The organism is Psychrobacter sp. NZS113 (assembly GCF_015864825.1).
Taxonomy (GTDB): domain Bacteria; phylum Pseudomonadota; class Gammaproteobacteria; order Pseudomonadales; family Moraxellaceae; genus Psychrobacter.
In genome coordinates, this window is sequence record NZ_JADYWL010000004.1 from 259614 (window position 1) to 283551 (window position 23938).

Consider the following 23938-nt stretch of genomic DNA (forward strand, 5'->3'; position numbering starts at 1 on the left):
GTGACTGCCAGCACCACATTTGAATGTTCAACAGACCCTAGCTGTTTGGCAAAATTTAGCCATTTTTAGCCCAGTTAGATAACTATCGCTTGAATTGAGGATATACCCTAATGAACAGAAGGATTTTTCTCACTGTCATTGAATAATGCACTACGTTGATTTTTACGGAGGGTTTCACGTTGAATTATATTTTTTGCATCAACTTTTTCTAAAGGTAACCTTGTTTCGCGAGAAAGATCGCCATCGGCTATTAAAGATAAATAACGAGAACAACAAACTCTCAAAAAAGAGGTGAAATTGCCAATATCATGATCAGCATCGAGAGATTCGAGATATAGCTTCGTGATCAACTGATTAACCGTCATTTGATCCCGAAATGACAACTCTTCTAATATATCCCAAAAAAATACCTCTAAGCGAATTGAGGTGACAACTCCCTGAATTCGAAGTGATTTGGTTTTAGAGCTCCACAAGCTGTCGTCAGCACTAATAAACAATTGGCACATATAACATCCTCTCTCGATACTCATTAAAGCTTATAACAAGGCAACAAATTGCTTCAGCATAGCTGGATGGGCAGGCCATGCAGGAGCCGTTACCAGTTGGCCATCTGTAATAGCGCCATCCATAGGTAACTTGACATATTCGGCTCCAGCCATTTCTATTTCTGGCTGACACGCAGGATAAGCAGATACTTTTTTACCCTTTAATACGCCAGCAGCCGTCAGCATTTGTGGACCATGGCAAACCGACGCAATCGGTTTATCAGTATTTGCGAAATGCTGAATCATTGCAATGACTTTAGCATTCAAACGCAAGTATTCTGGCGCACGTCCACCTGGTAAATACAGAGCATCGTAATCTGCGACATTGATATCGGCAAAAGATGCATTAAGGACAAAATTATGACCGCGTTTTTCGGTATAAGTTTGGTCACCTTCAAAATCGTGTATTGAGGTAGCAATGCCATCACCTGCAATTTTATCTGGGCAGACCGCATCAACCTCATGTCCCATCGCTAGTAGCGCTTGGAACGGAACCATGTTTTCATAGTCTTCAACAAAATCACCGGTTATGATAAGTACTTTAGCCATGATATTCTCACTGTATTGTAATAAAACATTGTAATGAAATATGGGAACCCAGATTAGCTTATAGTGACTGAGCTTAAAATGAGCCTGAATATCCATTCAAACATAAAAAACAACGACTAGGTAACATGTGAATACTACAAACAATCACTTTTTGAAAATAAAATCATAAACTTAGCGATTGTCTAATGATGTTAAATCTATCAGTACCTCCTCCATACTCCGATACCGTCTCTCTATCCGCTTCGCCAATGCCTTATCGACCATACATTGATAGTGACTATATTCTAATGGCAATTTTGGAATAGGTTGTTGGCAATGCTGAATCGCCCACGCTTTTAATTTATCATTGCTGTTAGCACTTACCTGAAACGGACGCGTGCCTGTTAGTATTTCAACCATCATTACGCCAAACGCGTAGATATCACTTTGCACCGTTGCACTCTGTCCTTGCCAGCGCTCAGGTGCGAGATACGCGGGTGTACCAGCAGGACTTCCTTCTTTTAGATCGTTAAACCTCTCTGACAAGGCAAAATCAGTCAATAATAAATTTGGCATTAAGCTGCTGGCACCTGCATTATTTAGCAAGGAGCTATCGAAAGAGTCATGCAGCAAAATATTGCTAGGTTTAATATCATTATGCAACCAGCCAGCTTGATGCACATTGGCTATTAAACAGGCAGACTGCATGATGAAATGATGTTTTTGTGGTGCTGTCAATAAATGCTGATTTCGATCGCTCAACTGTCCTGCTAAGCTACCATTAGAGTAATAAGGCATGACTAAGATTACCAGCTGTTGAGACGACTCTAGTATCTGAACGTTTACGCAATGACGAGCTAATAGCAGCGGTACGATAGCATTATCTTTGACTATCAATGAAGCATTTACAGCAGCTAAAACGTCTGCTTCATGAGCTAAATCAGGAGAGATAGGATAAGCGTCAGCACTCAACTGCCATTTAATCATAACTTGACCAAACTGTGGATGTTGGGCGCGTGTCAGACCTTGGTAGGACGTATTTTCAATATTTTGCGTTTTGATATCTTGTGTTTTGACAACTTGCGCATGCTCACCTTGCGTTTGTTCTGTGCTTTGCTGAGCAATACGTTGATGTACTATCTCACTAAAGTGTTGTGCGACTAATTCTTGCGTAATAATAGGCAATAGTTGCTGAGATTGTCTCTGCAACGCTTGTATAGTAAATAAATTACTGGCACTATTTCCCATGGTATTGTTTCTCATAATATGGTGAGATCACTGCCTTCCCATTCGTATCATTTCCAAAAATAATAATAGCGCGAATAATTTTTACCAGTACTACGCTCAGTAGGCATTGAGATTGTAGGCACTAGAATTTTAGCTGCGTTAATGATATTTTTGGGTATGGTATTAAAGACAACCTTAAATATTTGAGCCACTATGTCACAATCAACCATCCCAACCACCATGCCATCTAATCAGCCTACTTATGCCCTACCCGCACCGTTGTTAGACTTACTCAGTCAGTACTTGCAAGAGCGAGTTACACCAACTATCGAAATCGACCCAAGCCAGCTTGCTTATCGCTGGGTTGGTGGACGTACAGGTCACCTGCAGCCTTTATCAGTCAACCTATTTTTGAGCTTAGATGACTTGCATGGTATCGATACGCAAAAGTCGAAACTGGTACAAAACACCCGTCAGTTTATTAAAGGTTATCCTGCCAATCACGTATTAATGTCTGGGACACGCGGTGCCGGTAAATCATCGTTGATTCGCGCTTTGCTACAAGCCCATCATAGTGAAGGCTTGCGTATTATTGAGGTTGCACGCGATGATCTGCAAGTATTAGATAAGATTCGCGCTGCTATTAATGCCCTACCAGCAGACTGTAATTGCCGCTACATCGTATACTGTGATGACCTAGCTTTTGACGGTCAAGACGAAAGCTATCGTGCGCTAAAAAGCGTGCTTGATGGCTCGCTAGACTCTGAGCAAGACAAACTACTGGTCTATGCCACCAGTAATCGCCGTCGCCTGCTACCGCAAATGATGAAAGACAATGTCGACATTTATAATGGGCAGACGGATGAAGTCAATCCTTATGAGGCCATTGATGAGACCGTGTCATTGTCAGATAGATTTGGTTTATCACTCACTTTCCACCCTATGGATCAGCAGACTTATCTGCATATCGTTCAGCATTATCTGAATTTAGAGCAGCAAAAAATCTCAGCTGATATGGATAGTAATGCTAAGACCGTTTTGGAAAGTCAGTCTATGCCTGACAAGATCAGAAAGGATGCGCTACGTTGGGCCTCTGAACGTGGTGGTCGCTCAGGACGGGTAGCATATCAGTTCAGTCGATACTGGAGCGGTATAACGCAATTGGAAATTGAAGACAGTAAGCGCTAAGTAATATCTAACGCTAAATTATATCTAAGCTCAGCCATGTCTAATTATTGCGTGCAGAACCTATATACTGCACGCGGTTTTTCTTTTGACAGCCCTCTTGACTACCCTCTTGATTGCTTATCGAGTTAACTGCGCCATCGACCATATATTGGTCGAAATCTGCAGCTAACCAAAGACTACCTTTGTAAACGCTCTCAGCATCCAAACGAATGTATGCCATATTTGGCGTCTTGCTATTAGGGTTATCAAAACCCTGATAACGGGCGCTAAAGTGCGTCAAAATTAAATTACTCATGCCGCTCTTCTCTGCAAAGTCACCTACCAATTGCGCACTGCTATGCATCGGATCAAACTCTGGATTTTTGGCTTGAATCTTAGTCAATACCTCATGCGTATACGTCGCTTCATGCACCAATAGATCCGTATCAACCAGTGCATCCGTGAGACACGTTGGCGTATCGTTATCGCCAGCCACCACTACTCGTGTTCGTGATAGGTCATCATTGACATAATCATCTGCACACAACTGCTGACCCTCTTCAGTGATGACATCGTGACCTTGCTGCAATTTACCCCACAGTGCACTGGCAGGAATGCCTTGCGCTAGCAGTTTATCCGTATCAAGCGTGCGATGATGGATGGTCTGCGTGATACCAAATGCATGAGATGCGACCCGATGTGATAGCGGCGTGATATCAATATCAAGCTGATGCTGGTCACTCAAGCGGATGTTCACCTTGTTTGTATCACCTTGCTCAGACAGCACCTCTTCAATCGCTATAAAATTAACAGTAAACGGTAGATATAGCTCAGTGGTTATCGTATAAGCCTCAAGCAGAGTAGCAATTGCTTGTGGCGCGATAATCGTCAGTGTCTCACGGCGTCCTGACATCGCCGCACTTGCCAATAGACCTGGCAGGCCATAGCAATGATCGCCATGCACATGAGTGATACAGATGGCGGCTAGTTGATGCAAAGAGAGCTTGGTATGTAATAGTTGCTGCTGCGTACCTTCGCCACAGTCAATTAGTAGCCATGGACGTGACTTCTTGTTCTGATTAGCAGCTCGTGATTGATTATTTGGCTGAGTACCATGCGTATTCAGACATTCAATCGCCAGTGCGGTTACATTACGCTGTTTGGTCGGCACACCGGCAGAGGTACCCAAAAAAGTCAACCTCAACATAGATTACATCCCTTACACATGATATTTATCTGCTATGACAATTGGCACATCATGGTTTTTTGCGCTTCAACCATCTGCCCACCATTGGCCGTACACTCATTGACCATATTGGACTCATAAGATTTCCAACCACCATAAAAGCTCGCTGCGCATAGTATTACAACCAGAATTTTCTGCGACCAAGATTTGATAGAGACTTGCTGGCTATTAATAGCGGCTCTATCAATTTGTGATTCAGCAGCGATATCTGTATTTGAAGCATTTGATTTATTCAGATCTGTCATCTTTTATCCCAAAAAAGGTTTTGTCTATGATAAACAAAACCTTTTATTTTACTATTAAATGAGTTATTTCTCACTGTGCAAATGTGTTTCGTCTAAAACTGCAAACGACCACCCTTTTGTTCTGCACGTTTAAAGGCATCACGCTCTTCACAACGTTTGAGCCAGTTCAAAATATTGGCATATTTACGACTGTCCAAACCTGCACCAGCGTTAGCCCCAACAAGCGCAAGATGCATCTGAATATCAGCCGCACTAAAGTCACTGCCTGCAAACCAATGATTGTCTTGCAAGCGCTGCTCGATCATATACAGCATTTTTTCTAGACCACTGCTGATCATGTTTTTTTCGACTTGACCTTGGATTTTTTTACTGATGGGTTTGATCAGCATTGGGGACTGTTGAACCACTTTGGTGAATACCAAACGCATTACCAGCAGTGGCATCAGTGATGACTCAGCAAAATGCAGCCAAAAAGTATAAGCTTCCCATGCTGCTTCGTTGTCATCAGCAGGTTTAAACTGCTGCTCTTTATCATAATGCTTGAGTAGATACTCAATGATAAACCCTGACTCAATCAGCGCGCGATCCTTCACTTCTAGTATTGGCACGTTGCCAAGTGGGTGTACTTTTTTTAGACTTTCTGGCGCGCGATATGCTTTATTACGCTCGTAGCTCGTCAAGTTGTAATCGACGTTCAACTCTTCTAATAGCCATAAAATACGAAACGAGCGTGAGTTTGCTAAATGATGAAGATGCAACATAAACTATCCTAGTTATAGTGTGAATGAGCAATAAGGTTTTATATAGGGTGTGCTGCATTTATCTAAATATGGCAGCACTGCTCTTGATAATAGCGTAATTACCTCATCTTTAACATAGAAACCGCACCACGTTGTACCAAAAGATACGGCCTGCTAAGCCAGACTCAACCTACGCCAACTAGCCAGATTTACTTTAAATGCAATGCTTCGATTTTACGTGTCATCTTATCTATTTTTTGCTGATACTTCATAATTTTGCGAAACCGATGCGCGGCTAATACGCCTTTGATACGGCGATTTTTGAGACGACGGCGTGGAGGGAAGCTACCCACTTGTGGCTCATTGTAGCCATGTAGTCGGTCGTCACGTTTGCGTGCCATATAACCAAGTGCACTATCCGCAATCATGATAAGCAATGCGATGAAAATCATGCTATACATCAGCATCGAGCCTTCTTCGACATTATGATCCAAAATAGCGATGGAAAACACAAACAAAAATATCGGCTCAAGGTAGCATAAAGTACCAAACAACGAGACTGGCAATTTCTGACTCGCTATCATCGTCAATGACATCGCAGCCGTACTAATAATGCCAAGTAAAGGCAACAGATACCATAGCTTATGGTTGGTTATCGCTACTTCAAAGCCACCATTCATATACAGTGCGATTATCACGACAGGTAATAGCAACACAAGGTCTGAGATCAGACCCGTGATGGGTGGCACTGCCAGATAGCGACGCAGTAAATAATAAGGCGGGTAACCCAAGCAGACAAACAACGTCGCCCAAGAAATAGCACCGTATTGGAAGATATCATAAGCAATACCGAAGCCTGCGCATCCGATGGCAACCCACTGGAGTAGGCTCATGTCTTCATTATAGAAGAACCGACCAACCACAATCATAATCATCGGATATAAGAAGTAGCCTAACGTTACTTCCAGCCCCAAGCCATTGACGGGTGCCCACATGAATATCCAGATTTGCGCACCTAAAATCGGTGTGGGTAGTATAAATAAAAACCACTCTTTCGCGTTTTTTAATGTTTTTAGATAATCAAAAATATGCTGCCACTGCTTCAGTACAGTGACCAGCAGCACTAGACTAAAAAACATCGTCAGCACGCGCCACGAAGCAACCTGTGTACCTGATAACGGTTGCAGTAGTAAGCCAAATAAGAACAGCAGTGAGTACAAAAAGTTTGCAGCCACGGCAGTGATTGTACCCTGCGAGGTTTGGTTAGTAGTCATCATGGCAGCGGCCTTTAAAGATTGGTGCACATCCTTGGCAATTTTTAAAAAAAACAAAAGCCTCAGACGAGAACGTCTGAGGCTTTTGCAAATAAGGTCGTCGCGCAATCTAAGATAAACGCTTTGAATGTATCGTGCTTACATCATGGCGGGCATTATGTCAAAGTCAAAACAGATAAGCAATGCCAGTGTTCATCTACTGGCTTAACTTATACAATGAGTAAATTAGATACACCTAAGTAGTTATTTTATATCAAGTTGTGCGATTTTTTGTTTTATTCTCACCAGCTTTTTTTGATAGCGGCGTTTCTTGCGAAAACGATGGGCTGTTAGCACACCATCGATACGCTGATTGATAAAATGACGACGTGGCGGAAAGCCTCCTATCTGTGGCTCATTGTAGCCATGCAAATGATCGTCACGACGACGAACCATATAGCCTGTGACACTATCAGCCATCATGACCAGTAGCGCAAGTGTAATCATGCCATACATAAAGAGAGAGCCACCTTCCTCGAGGCTTTGGCTGAGAACTGTGATCGATAACACAAATAACAGCATGGGCTCTATATAGCTTAACGCCCCAAACAATGAAACAGGCAATTTACTACTAGCAATCATCGTCAGCGACATAGCCAGCGCACTAAAGGCACCCAGTAATGGCAATAGATACCAAAACTTCATATCCTGTATTGCCACACTAAAACCACCACTAAAATATAACATGGTGAGTACCACTGGCGTCAGCAGTGTTAAATCAAACAGTAGCCCTGTCACTGGTGGCACAGACAGTGTACGCCGCAGTAGATAGTACGGCGGATAACCCAAGCACACAAACAGCGTCACCCAAGATATAGACCCATATTGGAATATATCATAGCCAATACCCATCGCGGCAAATAGTGCTGCCGCCCACTGTAATACGCTCATATACTCATGATAAAAAAATCGTCCCAGTACTATCATCACTAGCGGCAATAAAAAGTAACCCAAAGTCACATCCAAACCAAAGCCGTTCACCGGTGCCCACATAAACAGCCAAATCTGTCCACCCAAAATCGGTGCTGGTAGTATAAATATGAGCCATTCTTTCAATGTCTTTAGTGTCTTTATATAGTCAAAAACATGCTGCCACTGCTTGGTAAAACTGACTAGTAACATCAGACTCAATAGCATCATCAATACACGCCATGACGCTACTTGTGTACCCGTTAAGGGCAGCATAAAAAGCCCGAACAAAAACATCATCGCGAATAAAAAGCTCGACGATATCGATGCAAGGGTACCTTGAAAGGTTTGATTGGTCGTAAGCATAACAACAGCCTTAAAAATATAACTTTATGGGCGTAATTTATAAAAAAATATAGAAGCTGAGATTTATATAATCTTAAGAACTAACAGCAGATCTCAAAAATTAGTAATCCTCAGAAAAACAAAAAAGCCTCCGACGATAACGTCAGAGGCTTTTCTAGAACAATCATATAAGACTAGATCAAAAAGCTAACTACTGAGATACTTACTCGCCGTCTAATTCATCACTATTTGCAATGTCAGTAACATCACTGACGTCGGTCGGCACTGCGTTACCAGTCGCCGCATCGATGTCTATTTGCTCTTGACCTTCTACATCAAATGTACCGTCTTCTCTCATAGCATCGACCAGCTCATCATCGCTTTCTTCGTGCTCAACACGCGCCATGGCAACCAGTTTCTCATCTTTTGATAGACGAATCAGCGTGACACCTTGCGTATTACGACCAGAACTGGCCACATGCTGAACTGGCGTACGAACTAACGTGCCTTTGTCTGAGATTAGGATGATGTCATCTTCAGGATCAACCTTAGTGGCACGAACTAGCGCACCATTACGCTCACTGGTCTTGATAGCGATAACACCGCCACCACCACGATTTTGCGTATTGAACTCATCAATGAATGTACGTTTACCAAAGCCTTTTTCACAAGCAATTAGGATTTCGCGTACATCATCTTCGATAACGACCAGTGACTTGATAAATTCTTCAGCAGACAGACGCATACCACGGACGCCTTTCGCAGTACGGCCCATCGCACGAGCATCATTCTCATCAAAGCGAATGGCTTTACCACTTGAAGCAAATAACATCACTTCTTGGCTACCATTAGTAATACGAGCGCTTACCAGCTTATCGCCTTCTTCTAGCCCAACTGCAATCAAGCCATTAGAACGAATATTCGCAAACTGCTTGAGCTCAACACGCTTCACGGTACCATTAGCCGTTGCAAAGAAGACAAAAGGCGCCTCTGCTTGGTTACTGCCCTCTAATGAATCATCATCGCTATCTATTAAGATGTCTGCGTCTGATATTTCGCCTGTTGCTGATACGTCTTCTGCAATTTTTGGAATAGGAAGTATCGTTGTAACGGTTTCATCACCATTTAAGCCGATTAGATTGACCAATGGACGGCCACGAGCACCGCGACTGGCGATAGGCACTTCAAAGCCACGTAAGCTAAAGACACGCCCACTATCAGTGAAGCACAATACCGTCGCATGCGTTGAGGTTACAATCAGATGATCAATCACATCATCTTCTTTCATTGCCGTTGCAGACTTACCTTTACCGCCACGTTTTTGCGCGACATAGTCGTCAATCGGCTGAGTTTTTGCATAACCAGTACGTGATACTGTCATCACGACCGTCTGTTCAGGAATGAGGTCTTCACGGTTAAAGTCCATACGTGAATCGATGATATCAGTACGACGCTCATCACCAAAGTTATCACGAATCTCAATCATCTCATTAGAAATAATGGCCATTAACTTATCAAAGTCACCTAAGATAGACTCTAAATGCGCGATTTCACGCAATAGATCTTGATATTCTTCGGTCAATTTGTCTTGCTCAAGACCCGTCAGACGATGCAACTGCATATCTAAAATGGCATTGACCTGCTCGAGGGACAAGCGATAACGTTCTTCGCCTTCGATCAGACCAAATGGCGCTTTAGGATCTTCGCCTTCGATAAACTCAGGACGTACAGACTGACTACCAGCAGCGGTAAGCATCGCAACGACGCTGCCTGAGCCCCACGTATTATTTAACAAGCTTTCGCGTGCTAAGCCACGGTTTGCAGAGGCTTTAATGGTCGCAATAATTTCGTCAATATTTGCTAGTGCGACCGTTAGGCCTTCAAGCAGATGACCACGAACGCGCGCTTTGTTCAATTCGTAAATAGTACGGCGTGTCACTACTTCTTGACGATGGCGGACGAAAGCAGCAATCAGCTGGCGCAAGGTCAATAGCTTTGGCTGACCATTATCAAGCGCCACCATATTGATACTAAAGCTAGACTCAAGTGGCGTTTGTAAGAACAAGTTATTAACAATAACTTCAGCAGTCTCACCACGACGCAAGTCAATAGCGATACGCATACCGTCTTTATCAGACTCATCACGAATTTCGCTAATGCCTTCGATTTTTTTATCACGAACCAATTCTGCGATACGCTCAATCAACTTGGCTTTATTGGTTTGATAAGGTACTTCTGTGAACACAATGCGCTCGCGATCACGGTTGACACCAGCATTGCTCATCGGCTCGATATGATAACGACCACGGATGTGCAAACGTCCTTTACCCGTGCGATAAGCATCTAAGATACCTGCACGGCCATAGATGATACCGCCTGTAGGAAAGTCAGGACCTGAGATATGTGACATCAACTCTTCAGCTGAAACTTGTGGGTTTTCGGCATACGCCAAACAAGCATTGATCACTTCGGTCAGGTTATGCGGTGCCATGTTGGTCGCCATACCGACAGCAATACCCGTTGCGCCATTGACCAATAGGTTAGGAATACGTGCTGGCATCACGCTTGGCATGCGCTCAGAGCCGTCGTAGTTGTCTTCCCAATCGACCGTGTCTTTGTCCAAATCAGCAAGCATCTGGTGAGTCAGTTTGGTCATACGTACTTCGGTATAACGCATGGCTGCCGGAGGATCATCATCGATCGAGCCAAAGTTACCTTGACCATCAACCATCGGATAACGCAAGCTGAAATCCTGCGCCATACGGACGATTGCATCATATACCGCGCTATCGCCATGCGGATGGTACTTACCGATGACATCACCGACCACACGTGCAGATTTCTTGTATGGCTTATTGTAGTCATTAGATAGCACATGCATGGCATACATCACGCGGCGATGGACAGGCTTGAACCCATCACGTACATCAGGTAGCGCACGCGAGACAATCACGCTCATCGCATAATCCAGATAGGACTGCTTCAGTTCATCTACAATGCCAATAGGACTGACCGACTCGCTCATATACACTCCTTCACTCATATCCACGCTATTAATTTTGCAGGCTTTATAGATAGCGTATTGACCTCATTAAGTATCGGTAAAAACCAATAAACACAACAGGCATAGCAACACTATAAAGCGTGAAAAATACTGGGAAAATGATGATATTTTTGATAGTAAAATAAAGAAGCTATTTTAGCACAAATTTGCCGATTTAGGGGGTTCTGACTACCATTAAAATCAAGCAAAACAGCCTATTAACCGCAATATTTGAAGCAATCAACACCCTTTGAAAATATATTACTGATAGGGAGGTTTTGATTCACTAATTTTGCTGTTTTTGACCCATTTAGCCTGTTTAAATGACTATCGAGTAAATTGAAAACACGCTCTAGACAAAAAAAATTTAAACGCTACACTAACTTATCTTTTACATCACTTAAATTACGACTTAACAGGCTACTCTTATTATGGATATCATTCTTGCAATTGTTTGGATTTTAGCAATGGTGCTATATAGCTTTTCGAGCGATTATGTTTCTAAATTTCCTAACCATAACAATCGTGCTGTACCTTATGTCCGTTGGGGCACACTTTTAGTCGCGATGGCCTTATCAGCATACTTGGCAAAAGCCTATCAAGAAAACCTACAAGGCAATGGTATGTGGGTGTTTGTTATCGTCGTATTTGTCATTATTATTTTATCGAAAATCATCTTCAAATGGGTCATTAACAGACGTTTGAAACGCTAGATTGGACTGAATATTTTTCTTGTAGTCAAAGAAATCTAAAACAGCTACAAGGCAGCCGACCGCAGATTGTACATATAGTACCTCTAGGGAGGGTAACACCGTAGCGGTTTAGTAGTTCGCTGACTATACTCTAAACCTCTTAATTATTGATCTAAATACCTTATGCCAACTAAAAATCAAGACAGCCAACCTGACTCAAGCCACTCCATACCACCAGAAGACTTATCTGCAGACACACGTACTGACCGTAGCTTTGATGCCATTGCTGATCATTTTGAAAAGAAGGTCTACGGTGGTTTAAAAGGTGACATCCGACTGGCAGTACTGCGTCGTGATATCTTTGAGTATTGCGCGAAAGTGAGTAAAGATCTGAATCGACCGCTACGTATCTTAGATGTGGGTGCAGGATTGGCTCAGATTTCGATAGAACTTGCTGCTCAAGGTCACACGCTGATTATCAATGATATCTCTGAGAATATGCTAGAAAAAGCAAAAGCAAGCGCGGAAAAGAGTGATCAAGTGTTAGATATCACATGGCATGTTTGCCCGTATCAAGATCTTGCAGGAAAGCTAAACGGTGATAAGAAAGATAAATTTGATTTGATACTCTGTCATGCCCTACTTGAATGGTTGGCAGAGCCCGCTGCCGTCATGAGCTTTTTTGATCAGCATCTAACAGATAATGGTGCGCTGTCACTGTGCTTTTATAACCCAAAGAGCTTCGATTATCGCAACCTGATAATGGGGAATTTTAATTTACTTGATAATCCCGAATACAAAGCTGACAACAAAAAAAGCCTAACGCCCAATTATCCTGTCGCTAAAGAAGAAGTAGAGTCTTGGCTGGCGACACATCATTATAAAACGGTGCGCACCAGTGGTCTGCGTGTATTTCATGACTATGCACCACTCAAGCGCGGCGGACATAATGACCCAGAAGCAGTCATTCGGATGGAACTGCGCTATTCGCAATTAGAACCCTACAAGTGGCTGGGACGCTATTTGCACATACTAGCCACTCGTTAAATTAATACGTATATCATTAATCTATCCGAGCTTTCGTACTTATTTCTTTGAGAGATAAGTACGAAAAATCGAGTCTTTTGAGCAATCTCTACTAACTGCTACTGTGCCTCTTCTGACCTATCGTACTCTGACCACGTGGTCGCATTGATGTTCTTTTCATCAAACACGACTACATGCTCAAGCATGGGAAAAATACCGATGCGTGTTCCTATGCCATGATTGTGATGACTGGCAACTAGCGACAGTACGGTCTGCCCATCATCGAGCTGTAAGCGGTACAAGTAGTTCGCACCGCGAAACACACGCCCGATAACCAATGCCGTCTGCTTACTATCGTCGTCATGAATGATGTCGTCAGGGCGTACCAATACTTTAATCAATGTGCCATTTGGATAATCATATTCACAGTACTGCGATTGACCCGACTCATCATGAACTTCCATACGGCGATAAATATTACCCAGTGCTGTCTCAACATGACCTTCTTTGATGATGCCATCTATCATCGCGCCCTCGCCGACGAACTCAGCAACGAAAGGACTGACTGGCTCATGATAAAGCTCGCTCGGAGTCGCCCACTGCACCAACTTACCTGCTTGCATTACCCCAACTTTATCCGCTAATGCAAAGGCTTCATTTTGATCATGAGTGACAATAATAGCCGTGGTATTGGTGCGTTTTAGGATATCACGGACATTCATTGCCAATGATTCGCGTAGTACCACATCCAAATTCGAAAACGGCTCATCAAGTAGCAAGAGTTTGGGCTTTGGCGCTAATGCGCGGGCTAAGGCCACTCGCTGCTGCTGTCCACCTGAAAGCTCATTCGGACGTTTATCCGCGTGCTCGGTCAATTCAACAAGGCTCAGCATTTCAGCCACTCGTGCTTTTTTATCAGCGGCAGACCATTTGTTCAGACCAAAAGCGATGTTCTTTGCCACGCTTAGATGACCAAATAATGCATAGTCCTGAAACACCATCCCCATGCCACGCTTGGCAGGCGCTACTGTATAGGACTTACGATCGGTGATATCTGTTAAACACTGATTACTCAGATGAATATTACCGCCGCGACTTTGCTCTAACCCTGCAATGGCGCGTAATGCGGTGGTCTTGCCGCAACCGCTGTAACCCAGAAAGCAACCAATCTCGCCTTGCTGTAGCACTAGCGACAGTCCATTAACGATAATCGTATCGTCATAACCGACGATTAAATCTTGCACACTAAAATAAGAATTGATACTAGTGCTTGCTTCAGTATCCATTGATTGAGAGCCTGATGAGCCTTTGATTGAATCAGTGTGCATAGACGGTACCAGTTAGTAAATAAAATCCATAGATAAAGCAGTAGAGCGATAGAGAAATTGCGACGAAAGACTATAATATTTGAGGTGAATTTCAACACCACGTTTAGCTTTGCTTGTCGCTTTGACGCAATAGTATCCAGACAGGCAACAGACCAACCAGCACTATCAATAAGCTTGGCAACGCGGCTCGTCCCCACATGCCTTCACTGGTCATCTCAAATACCCGTACTGCCAATGTATCCCAGCCTTGGCGCCTAGTCATCAGCGTAATCGGCATCTCTTTCATCACTTCGACGAAGCCCATCAATAACGCGGTCAGTACACCAGGACTGAGCACTGGCAATATCACATGTCGCCATCGTTGATAAGCGCTATCACTCAGTAATTTAGCAGCCGCCTCTTGATTGACGGTCAGCCGTTGCAATTGACGATCGATGGGTTGGAAACTAACAGTCATAAAGCGCGTTGATAGTGCCAACAGCATAACAATAACACTGCCTGATAATACTTGCTGTGACGTAATGCCAAAGGCAATCATTTGATTGTCTAACCATGCGATTGGAATGAAGATTCCGACAGCCAATACCGTACCTGGCACCACATAACCCAAATTGGCCAAAGTGGTCATTAGCTTGGTTGACCTGTCAGGATATTGACGTTTTATCCACGCAATAATAATGGCCAAAAAGCCGATGAAAATCGTGGTCATACTCGCAATCATAAGGCTATTGGTCACAAAACCAATATAACGCGCATCAAAATCTTGCCTGAAGTTTAATGCGGTCCAATAGATAAGCTGGAGAAACGGTATGAAAAAAGCCACTGAAAACACGACCGTACACAGTAATGTCATGGCCCATTTAGCTGATTTACTAACTTCAAAACGCTGGCTACTGCCTTGAGTGATAGACTGACCGCGCTTTGCCTGCCAATACTGCTCAAACAAGACAACGATAAATATCATGCTGATTAATAATGCCGCCAATTGTGCCGCAGTCGTTAGACTGAAGAAGCCAAACCATGCTTTGTAAATAGCCGTCGTAAACGTATCGACATTGAAAACAGATACTGCGCCAAAGTCTGCAAGGGTCTCCATGCTGGCTAATAATAAACCACCAATAATCCACGGTAGTGCTTGCGGTAATGCCAAACGAAAAAATACGCGACCACGGCTTAAGCCTAGCATCTGTCCCGCCTCTATCGCCCGCCTACCCTGCGACAAAAAAGCTTGGCGTGCCAACAGATAAACGTAGGGGTAAAATGCTAGTGATAATACCAAACCTGCACCCCAGACATTACGTACCGAAGGAATTGCAGTGCCGATACCCATATCACGTAGACCTGTCTGTAACGGCCCACTAAAATCTACAATACCGAGGGTAACAAACGCCAATACATAGGCAGGTATCGCAAGCGGCAACATCAACGCCCACGAAAAAAACCGCTGCCCAGGGAAGCGGTACATGCTGGTCACCCAAGCAAGAGCGGTGCCGATAGTCCCAGAAATGACGACTACCATTAGCAATAAAATCGCGGTGTTTTTCAATACTTGCGGTAGTACATACTCCGTCATGTGACCCCAAATATCCGCGACAGGCTGGGTCCACGATAGCAGTACGATTACAATTGGCACCAGCATAAACAACGAAATCAGTCCTAAGACTGATTTTGAGATAATACGTTTACGGAGGGTATGGTCTTGGCTGACAATCTGATGCTTATCAATAATAGTATTATTAATTACCGTGTCATTGACTGTATCATTCTGACGTACAGACGCGCCTGGCATTGTGCTCATAAATTATTACCGTGTCATACGCATAAAGACCTTACATCATACCAACCTCAAAAACACGATGAGCCGTATCAAACTTAGCCAGCTAGCTTATTCTCGTTTTTAAGATTGGTATTATTGGTCATGACGCCTATTTATAACCTGCTTTGTCCATCAACTGAATGGCTTGGGTTTGCAATTCGCCAAACTTCTGCACGCTGATGTCATCTTTGTTGAATGGGCCCCATGATCTGAGCAGATCTGACTCATCAATACCTTCTTTGACTGGGAATTCTTTATCTGAGCTGGCATACAGACCTTGCGCCTCATCAGATGACAACCACTCTATTAGTTTAAGCGTACCGTCTGGATTGTCTGATCCAGCTACCACACCAGCGCCTGAGATGTTTACATGCGTACCAGTCGTGTCTTGGTTTGCCCAAAATATGCTGACAGGGAAGTCTGGTTTTTCATCTAGCAGACGACCATAATAGTAACTATTGGCAACACCCACTTCACACTGACCAGCGGCGATGGCTTCTAGCATGGCAACGTCATCACTGAACACGTCAGTAGCTAAGTTATCAACCCAACCGCGAACGATTTCTTCTGTTTTGTCTTCGCCCAAATGTTCCATCATACTAGCCACAAGCGATTGGTTGTATACCTTCTTAGAGGTGCGTAGGCATAATTTGCCTTTCCATTTTGGATCGGCTAAATCTGCATAAGTAGATAACTGGTCGGCACTGACTTTGCTTGGGTCATAAAAGATAGTACGGGCGCGTAATGACAGACCCGTCCACTGACCTTTTGGATCGCGATACTTTGCAGGAACGTTGGCTTCTAATACAGTAGACGATACTGGCTGCAACAGGCCTTGCTCTGCCGCTTGCCATAAGTTACCAGCATCCACTGTCAACAGCATATCGGCTGGCGTGTTCTGACCTTCAGCTTTTAAACGTGCCATCAGCGGGCCTGTACTGTCCGTCACCAACTCAACCTTCACACCTGTTTGTTCGGTATAACGATCTAGCAATGGCTTAATTAACTGCTCATTACGTGAAGAATAAATAGTAATCGTTTGCTCATCTGTACCGGTAGCACCATCGTTAGCCGCTTGTTCTTCAGTACCCGCTTCTCCAGTCTCTTCTGTCGTAGATGAATTACTACAGCCTGCCAATCCCAACATCATGCCAAATACGGCAACAGGCAAGATAAGCTTGGTAGAAGTTAGGTTAGCGCTAATGGCACTTAATGACATGATTTTCCCCATAATAATGCTAAAAAAGATAAGACAGCAATGGTACAGAACGGCAATAACCCCCTGACTATTAAGAGGGGTAATACTGCGACAGATGAACACGATATACTAATCGAAATGAGAGTAATTATCAATCCATTTATTTGATTCAAAGATAGGCTAACTTTATGAATCAGCAATTATTATTGAGATACCTATTTATCAACTTTGATGGCCAAATAACTCACAGAGCTTTTGCGTATTTTCAGGTATTTTTGATATAGTTAAAGAAGTCTAAATGGATATAAGGCAGCCGCCTGAAGATTGTACAAGCGGTACATCTAAGCAAAGTAACTAGTATATTTAAGGAAGGTAACGTCATAGCCGTTCTCTGACTATATTTTATTGTAGCAGCCACTGTCCTAAGATAGCATTCACAGCGGCTTCGGTACGTAAGATGCGTGGGCCTATATTTACGGCTGTGCAATCTTGTGCGGCAAGTAGCTCTATCTCGTAATCTATCCAGCCACCTTCAGCACCGATACAAACCAAGCTTGGAAGCGTTAGTGATTGCTGTGGTGTTTGCCGTAGTAAATACTGTGCAAATGACAGCTCACTATATGGATGCGCGACGATAGCACGATTGGTAATTAGACTTGCCAGCTCATCCTCGACAAATGGCTTAAAGCGCTTTTCTAACCTGATACGAGGTGCAATCGTATCAACACCTTGTTGCAGTCCTTCTAATACAAACTCATCGAGCCGCTCAAGCATTGGACTTTGCCAATAGCTTTTTTGGGTACGATAGCTGTTGATCAGGGCAATATCGCGTACACCCAATGCGGTCATGTCCATGATCAAGCGTCGTAATACTTTGGGGCGTGGTAATGCTAATACGACCGTAAGATCTAACTTAGGCGGCGGAGTAACATTAAGTTGAATATCGTACAACTGGATGCTATCAGCGCTGATGTTTTTTATGATGGCAGTACCTAAATAACCCTCTAACTGGCCAACTTTGAGCGTGTCGCCGACTGTTGCACCCAGTACTTTATTGACATGGCTGATTTGCGATGGCTCATTAATTACTGCTGAGTCGTTCGAGAAGTTCGTAGCGGACAATAATATACAGTTCATAGCAGCTCTTGATTTGAGTATTGCTCAATCACGTCTTCAATCATGGTGAATTGACGCACCAATACGGCTTGCTTCTGCACAGTCAATTGCTCACCTGCTTGTCCCGCCTGCTTTGCAACATCCAGATGACTCAACCAAGATAATAACTGCTGATAAATAAGCGCTACATCATTATTTTTACCTGCCTTAGGTAAAGTGGTTGTACTCGCCATATCTAGGGAAACTGGACGATAAAACGTATTACTTGGTTGATATAACGCGCCAACTTCTGACAATCTATCAACCACCGTTTGGCAAGACTGAGTATTGCGCCCCATCAGCACAGGCGTTGCGACACTCGCGGGCTCAACGGGGTTATGCCCACCTACATCAACCAAAGAACCACCAACTAATGCCACATCTGCCAACTGATACCACGTCATTAGCTCACCCATACTATCAGCCAGATAAACATGCGTATCTGCGCTAATCGATTCCTCTGCACTACGCTGTGACATGGTTAATTCTGTACTTTGAATGAGCGTTGCAACTTCGTCAAAACGCTCAGGATGTCTAGGCACTATAATGAGTAGCGCGTCAGTGAGTGCGGGGTTGGATAGTAGCTGTTTGTGCAATGACAATGCGATTTCTTCTTCACCACCATGTGTACTTGCTGCCACCCAAATCGGTCGACCTACGACACCAAACTCTGTTGCCAACTCAATTTTTTGGTGTTGTATATGCTGATATTCATCTTCTACATCGACTGTCTTCGCATCAGTAACAGCCATATTGCTGTGAGCGGTGCTATGAGCGGCATTATTTTTTGGCGTATTAATCACCCATTTCAACGAGCCTGCCACACGAATTTGCGCACTATCAGCACCCAATTGTCGAAAGCGTTTGGCTGATTCATTGTCTTGCGCAATAATTAACGCAAGGTTTTTCATCATGCTACGGCTGACAGCACCAATCTTTTGATAACGTGTAAAAGATGACGCAGACAGTCGACCATTGACTAAGATGCTAGGAATACGATGTTCGGACAGTTTGGTTAAAATATTAGCCCACAGCTCTGTTTCTACAAACAGTGCGATATCAGGCTTTACATGAGCTAAAAAACGTTCGATCACGGCAGGGCTATCGACAGGTACGTAACTATGGCTCATTCGACCTTGAGCAATCTCATCGGCGAAACGACTCGCACCACGGGCAAATCCCGTTTGAGTGGTGTTGGTTAACCATATCTGATAACCACTAGCCAATAACATATCGAGTAACGGTGCGACCGTATTGGTCTCACCCAATGAGACTGCATGGCACCAAATGATACCTTTATCAGTGCTCGGCATATCTACTGGTGCGGGGCTCGCATCCTCTGCATTTACTACTGGAACTGATGGATAGTTTTTACCAAAACGCTGCTCAACTTCTTGCTGATAGTTGTCACGCTTATGTGAGCGTCGCCATACTTGCAGTCGATACGCGGGCTTAAGTAAGCTGATGGCAAACTGGTAATAAGATGGCGGCTGATAGACAGTTTGGCTAGTCAATGATTCAGAATCAGACGCGGATAAAGGACAATCGGATGAGGTATGAGACGATGGCATGAAGTAGCCCAGATTAGTAATGGATCGAATAGTAGAAAGTGGCGGTAAAAATTGCGCCAATTCTACCTGAATTTAGTGCATAACAATAAACTTTTATCGCATACATAAGTCATGACTTAAATACCTAACTTAGTGAAAAAGCTTTAAACAACGACTAGTATCAGTAACGCGACCACTATAACGGCTGCAAATAATAACTGATAACGCTTGATACTATGCTGTTCTTGCTTTTGGGTCGTTATCAGTGCTTGTGCTTGCTGCCATTGTTCAACGATTTTTATGGCTTCCATATGGCCATTTTCTGCCGCTTGTTCTAGCCAATATTTGCCATTATCAATATCTTGCGCCACACCTAGCCCTTGGTAAAACATCTTACTTAATAGGCGCTGAGCACGACTGTCGTTTTTGCTAGCTGCTTGCTTGACCCAAGCAGTACCCGATTCTGTAGCAGCACTTTTATCAGCCGCTATACCTTCATCGAGTAACTCATATATCGCTAATCTTAACATAGCAGCGGTGTTCCCAGCTCTTGCCACCTCTTGTAGCTTTAACAACGCTCGTTTTTTGGCAGCCAAATGACTCTCTGAAAATACAATTTGCGCTCGCGGTTTTTTTTGCTTGGCAATGTGTTGTTCAAACTGCTCTAACACATTACTAGCTTGCTGATATTCAATCTGACCAGATGTCTGAACCACATCAAGGCTCTCTAACTCTATGCGCAGTTGCGTAAACATTTCTGGCATCGATAAGTCTTTTGAAGACGGCGCAGGCGATGCTGAAGATGTTAGTGGCTGATTTGACAACGGCTTTGACAGTTGACTAGAGATAGCCTGCTCTGAGGCAGCACTTTCTACTGGTTTAACCTGTTCTATTGGCGGCTCTTCTTTAGATAGTACAAGCTGACTTTGACTGTCTGGCTGAGATAGTATTTTAGGTTCTGGTATAGCAGCGGGCGTATCATTTACCCACTGCTTTTCCAATGGTGTATGCATATCAACTGCTTTGACGTTCTCTATGTCAGCACCTGCATTTATATCTGTATCTATATCTGCATGCTTTAAGTAGCTTGGAGTAATTTGAGTAACTGGTGCCAGTGTGCCTGATTTAACCACTTGATCATCATTTAGTTTTGGCAATCTTGCATTAACTGCTTGATATAGTCCGCTAGCGACTTGGCCGCCTTGTACCGCTTCAAACTGTCTATCAATATGACCAAATAAACGTAACCCAATTGGCTCTAAGGCAAAAAACAATGACGCATCGGCACTAATACCAACGTCATCACGATAAATAACTGCCATATGCTGATAAAAATCATCTGCTATGAGTGACAATTCAGGATAGCGCTTACGTAGCTCAAATTGCCCGTACCAATGCGATGTGCTTTGCCACTGCTGCGCCAAGACTCGCCCAGCATAAAATGCCAAAAACATCATAAAATTACGATAGCGCTCATCGACCAAAAGTGACGCTTCATCCCATTGACCGACTTTAATCATTTCACGGCGTATCTGCGACAATAACGTATCTATTCGCTGCAAACTTGCAAGCGACTCATCCAAAACGCAATCACGAAGCTCAGTTTCATAAGCAATGCCACCAGCGATGGCTCGTCCGGCTAAGAAATCTTGCCAATAGCCTGCTGCAATATAATCAAAAGGCGTTAGGGGTGATGCAGATGATGCATACATAGACAAGCGCGTCCTTTATATGGATAAATTAATAATAGAAAAAATAAAACCATCATGGTACCAAAACAAGATCAGCGATTTACCTTACCCTAAAATTGAAAACGCTACAATAAAGGACTAAACAAACGGACGACGTTGTCAAACAACCGCTTTGATCCGCGGCGCTGCTGCCAATCCTCTAAACTCAAAAACCGGCAACTTTCTAGGTAAGCCGCTTGGCAATCTGCCACTTGAGCAACCATCTCTGGTGTATAAATGGCCAAGCTGACCTCCATGTTTAAGTAAAAGCTGCGCATGTCGATATTCACAGTGCCAAACAGACAGTAATCATCATCGATTACCACCGTTTTGGTATGCAACAGCCCGCCTTTAAACAAAGCAATGGTTACACCCGCTTCCAGCAACTCTTGATAATAGGCTTGTGATGCATGCTGCACAAGGAACGAGTCGACTTTTTCGGGCACAATCAGCGTGACATCCACCCCTCGCTTAGCAGCTGTCGTCAATGCGCCTGACAATGCTTCATCAGGTACAAAATACGGAGTGGTGATACGAATGCGTTTATTGGCGCGATGAATCACCGTGACCAACGTGTTATAAATCACGTGCTCCGTCACTTGCGGTGCCGAAGGGATAAGCTGAGCAATTACACCTTCTACGATAGGCATCTTCGGTATCACAATGGATGTCGAGCCAATATCTGGTTGTTCATGATAGTCGATACTACTCCCTAGCACTTTTACCCGACTGTTTAGATCGTTAATAGTTGGGTTCATCACATATAGCTTACGTGTATAGCCATTTACTCGCTTATTAAGTGCGTGTAAATTGTCATTATTTTCAGCACCGATATCCGTAGCCACCACTATTGCCATGGCTGTCGTAATACTAATAGAGTGTTGGCTGGTCGTGCGTATCGCCACATCAATCCACTGTCCCACATTTTTATTTTGTTTAAAAAACCTCGGATCGACCAAGTTAAAGCTACCGATATAACCAATATATTCATCAATAGCGACGAGCTTACGATGATTGCGCAAATCAGAACGCTTAAATAGTGTCTTAAACAGACCCACTGGCAGCGACTGATGGACAAAAACGCCTGCTTTTTCTAATGTCTGGTGCGCATCACTATTAAAGAAGCTGAAACTGCCCACGCTATCCGCCAATATATGACACTCTACCCCGCGCTGCGCTGCCGCTGACAACGCTTCTATTACCTCTATCACCTGCCCCTTAGGATAAACAATGTAAAACTCCATCAGGATAATGCTCTGTGCAGCATTGATATCTTCGATCAGGCTCTGAAAAATAGTATTGGGATCAGTCAATAGCTGCATTTTGTGATTAGGAAATACCCCAAGCCCTGTCCAACGCGTGCCTATCTGGCTAACACCGCGATAATTGGCTGGCAGTAAGTCTTGTCCTTGATCAAAAACCAAACGCTCACGCTGTGCCATGTCACTCATCAATATGCCCGCTTGATCTACCCGCTTGCGATAGCGCCGCCCAATCATCGGCTCACCTAGTAGTATATAAGCGATAAATCCAAAAACAGGCACGGTATAAAGCACAGCGACCCAAGCAATCGATACACCTATATTTCGCTGCACCGATACGACACGTAGCGTCATGACTATCATGAGAACAATGTGCAATACCAAACCCAATCCTGCAAAATCACCCCAAGACCAGGTCGTAGCAGTTTGTTCAACAATGGAATTATCTATGCCAGCCTCCAACGATTAAAATAAATAAAGCACGAGTCGTAAAATATCATCAATAGTATAGTAGTTTTTAGCCATCAAACAATAGCTAGCTATAATAAGTACTTTTATGAACACCTTAGTAAACACGGGGCTTTCATGCCTATAAACACTAATATTCAGAAAGTATTTTAAATTGTTTACTAAAATTTTAAAAAACTGTTTGACAGGCAACTATAAATCTATATAATACACATCCACAGCAACGGAGCTTAGTGACAAACTTAAGAGCTCATTTGATGTTGAATAAATTGCATAGCAATTGTTCGCGGGTGATTAGCTCAGTTGGTAGAGCGTCTGCCTTACACGCAGAATGTCGGCGGTTCGAATCCGTCATCACCCACCACTACTTTAGCGAAGTGGACCTTCTCATAAAGGTAAAATGCT

The 23938-nt window shown here is 43.6% G+C and carries 19 protein-coding genes and 1 tRNA gene; 4 read left to right on the forward strand and 16 right to left on the reverse strand.

Annotated elements, in window-relative coordinates; all coding sequences use genetic code 11:
• Nucleotides 1–107: 107 nt before the first annotated feature.
• The 3 genes from I6E61_RS07855 to I6E61_RS07865 all read right to left on the reverse strand — a co-directional run bounded on the left by I6E61_RS07855 (nt 108) and on the right by I6E61_RS07865 (nt 2336).
• The gene (locus I6E61_RS07855) at nt 108–506 is read right to left on the reverse strand and encodes a ribbon-helix-helix domain-containing protein (RefSeq protein WP_194196956.1); all 399 of its coding nucleotides are present in this window, start codon (nt 504–506) and stop codon (nt 108–110) included.
• A 30-nt stretch (nt 507–536) separates the two neighbouring features.
• The gene (locus I6E61_RS07860; protein ID WP_320158580.1) at nt 537–1097 is read right to left on the reverse strand and encodes a DJ-1/PfpI family protein; all 561 of its coding nucleotides are present in this window, start codon (nt 1095–1097) and stop codon (nt 537–539) included.
• A gap of 168 nt (nt 1098–1265) precedes the next feature.
• A complete protein-coding gene (locus I6E61_RS07865; RefSeq protein WP_197132724.1) occupies nt 1266–2336 on the reverse strand; it encodes a protein kinase in 1071 nt (356 codons plus the stop codon).
• Nucleotides 2337–2540: 204 nt separating this feature from the next.
• Here I6E61_RS07865 and I6E61_RS07870 point away from each other — a divergent pair, with 204 nt between their 5' ends.
• Nucleotides 2541–3488 carry an ATP-binding protein gene (locus I6E61_RS07870; protein WP_197133206.1) on the forward strand — a complete coding sequence of 316 codons (948 nt, stop codon included), beginning with the start codon at nt 2541–2543 and terminating at the stop codon, nt 3486–3488.
• 40 nt (nt 3489–3528) lie between these two features.
• On the opposite strand, the gene I6E61_RS07875 is transcribed toward I6E61_RS07870, so the two are convergent.
• From I6E61_RS07875 to gyrA, 6 genes are all read right to left on the reverse strand, one after another.
• On the reverse strand, nt 3529–4674 hold the full coding sequence (locus tag I6E61_RS07875; protein WP_197132727.1) for a ribonuclease Z: 1146 nt from the start codon (nt 4672–4674) through the stop codon (nt 3529–3531).
• Between the two features lie 32 nt (nt 4675–4706).
• Nucleotides 4707–4958: a hypothetical protein gene (locus I6E61_RS07880; RefSeq protein WP_197132730.1), complete on the reverse strand. Its 252-nt coding sequence runs from the start codon at nt 4956–4958 to the stop codon at nt 4707–4709.
• Nucleotides 4959–5050: 92 nt separating this feature from the next.
• A complete protein-coding gene (locus tag I6E61_RS07885) occupies nt 5051–5719 on the reverse strand; it encodes a glutathione S-transferase (RefSeq protein ID WP_197132733.1) in 669 nt (222 codons plus the stop codon).
• A gap of 188 nt (nt 5720–5907) precedes the next feature.
• Nucleotides 5908–6975, reverse strand: coding sequence for an EamA family transporter RarD (gene rarD / locus I6E61_RS07890; RefSeq protein WP_197132748.1), 1068 nt, complete (start codon nt 6973–6975; stop codon nt 5908–5910).
• 240 nt (nt 6976–7215) lie between these two features.
• Complete coding sequence (gene rarD, locus I6E61_RS07895; protein WP_197132752.1) at nt 7216–8286, reverse strand: EamA family transporter RarD; 1071 nt, start codon at nt 8284–8286, stop codon at nt 7216–7218.
• Nucleotides 8287–8488: 202 nt separating this feature from the next.
• Nucleotides 8489–11290, reverse strand: coding sequence for a DNA gyrase subunit A (gene gyrA, locus I6E61_RS07900; RefSeq protein WP_197132755.1), 2802 nt, complete (start codon nt 11288–11290; stop codon nt 8489–8491).
• Nucleotides 11291–11739: 449 nt separating this feature from the next.
• Here gyrA and I6E61_RS07905 point away from each other — a divergent pair, with 449 nt between their 5' ends.
• Together I6E61_RS07905 and I6E61_RS07910 are read left to right on the forward strand one after the other, a co-directional pair.
• Nucleotides 11740–12021, forward strand: a complete 282-nt coding sequence (locus I6E61_RS07905; RefSeq protein ID WP_197132758.1) for a hypothetical protein — start codon at nt 11740–11742, stop codon at nt 12019–12021.
• Between the two features lie 162 nt (nt 12022–12183).
• Nucleotides 12184–13047 (forward strand): methyltransferase, encoded by an 864-nt coding sequence (locus tag I6E61_RS07910; protein WP_197132761.1) that lies wholly within the window; start codon nt 12184–12186, stop codon nt 13045–13047.
• A 98-nt stretch (nt 13048–13145) separates the two neighbouring features.
• Here the strand turns inward: I6E61_RS07910 and I6E61_RS07915 are convergent, their stop codons facing one another.
• The 7 genes from I6E61_RS07915 to I6E61_RS07945 all read right to left on the reverse strand — a co-directional run bounded on the left by I6E61_RS07915 (nt 13146) and on the right by I6E61_RS07945 (nt 23527).
• On the reverse strand, nt 13146–14312 hold the full coding sequence (locus tag I6E61_RS07915) for an ABC transporter ATP-binding protein (RefSeq protein ID WP_265091290.1): 1167 nt from the start codon (nt 14310–14312) through the stop codon (nt 13146–13148).
• 145 nt (nt 14313–14457) lie between these two features.
• Nucleotides 14458–16152 carry an iron ABC transporter permease gene (locus I6E61_RS07920; RefSeq protein ID WP_197132767.1) on the reverse strand — a complete coding sequence of 565 codons (1695 nt, stop codon included), beginning with the start codon at nt 16150–16152 and terminating at the stop codon, nt 14458–14460.
• Nucleotides 16153–16279: 127 nt separating this feature from the next.
• The gene (locus I6E61_RS07925; RefSeq protein ID WP_197132770.1) at nt 16280–17389 is read right to left on the reverse strand and encodes an extracellular solute-binding protein; all 1110 of its coding nucleotides are present in this window, start codon (nt 17387–17389) and stop codon (nt 16280–16282) included.
• Nucleotides 17390–17770: 381 nt separating this feature from the next.
• A complete protein-coding gene (locus tag I6E61_RS07930; RefSeq protein ID WP_197132773.1) occupies nt 17771–18505 on the reverse strand; it encodes a 16S rRNA (uracil(1498)-N(3))-methyltransferase in 735 nt (244 codons plus the stop codon).
• Nucleotides 18502–20094, reverse strand: a complete 1593-nt coding sequence (locus tag I6E61_RS07935) for a 3-deoxy-D-manno-octulosonic acid transferase (protein WP_197132776.1) — start codon at nt 20092–20094, stop codon at nt 18502–18504. The genes I6E61_RS07930 and I6E61_RS07935 overlap by 4 nt, the downstream gene beginning before the upstream one ends.
• A gap of 143 nt (nt 20095–20237) precedes the next feature.
• Nucleotides 20238–21785 carry a tetratricopeptide repeat protein gene (locus I6E61_RS07940; protein WP_197132779.1) on the reverse strand — a complete coding sequence of 516 codons (1548 nt, stop codon included), beginning with the start codon at nt 21783–21785 and terminating at the stop codon, nt 20238–20240.
• Nucleotides 21786–21889: 104 nt separating this feature from the next.
• Nucleotides 21890–23527 carry a cardiolipin synthase gene (locus tag I6E61_RS07945; protein WP_265091288.1) on the reverse strand — a complete coding sequence of 546 codons (1638 nt, stop codon included), beginning with the start codon at nt 23525–23527 and terminating at the stop codon, nt 21890–21892.
• 294 nt (nt 23528–23821) lie between these two features.
• Here I6E61_RS07945 and I6E61_RS07950 point away from each other — a divergent pair.
• Nucleotides 23822–23897 (forward strand) — tRNA-Val (locus tag I6E61_RS07950).
• The last annotated feature ends 41 nt before the right edge of the window (nt 23898–23938 follow it).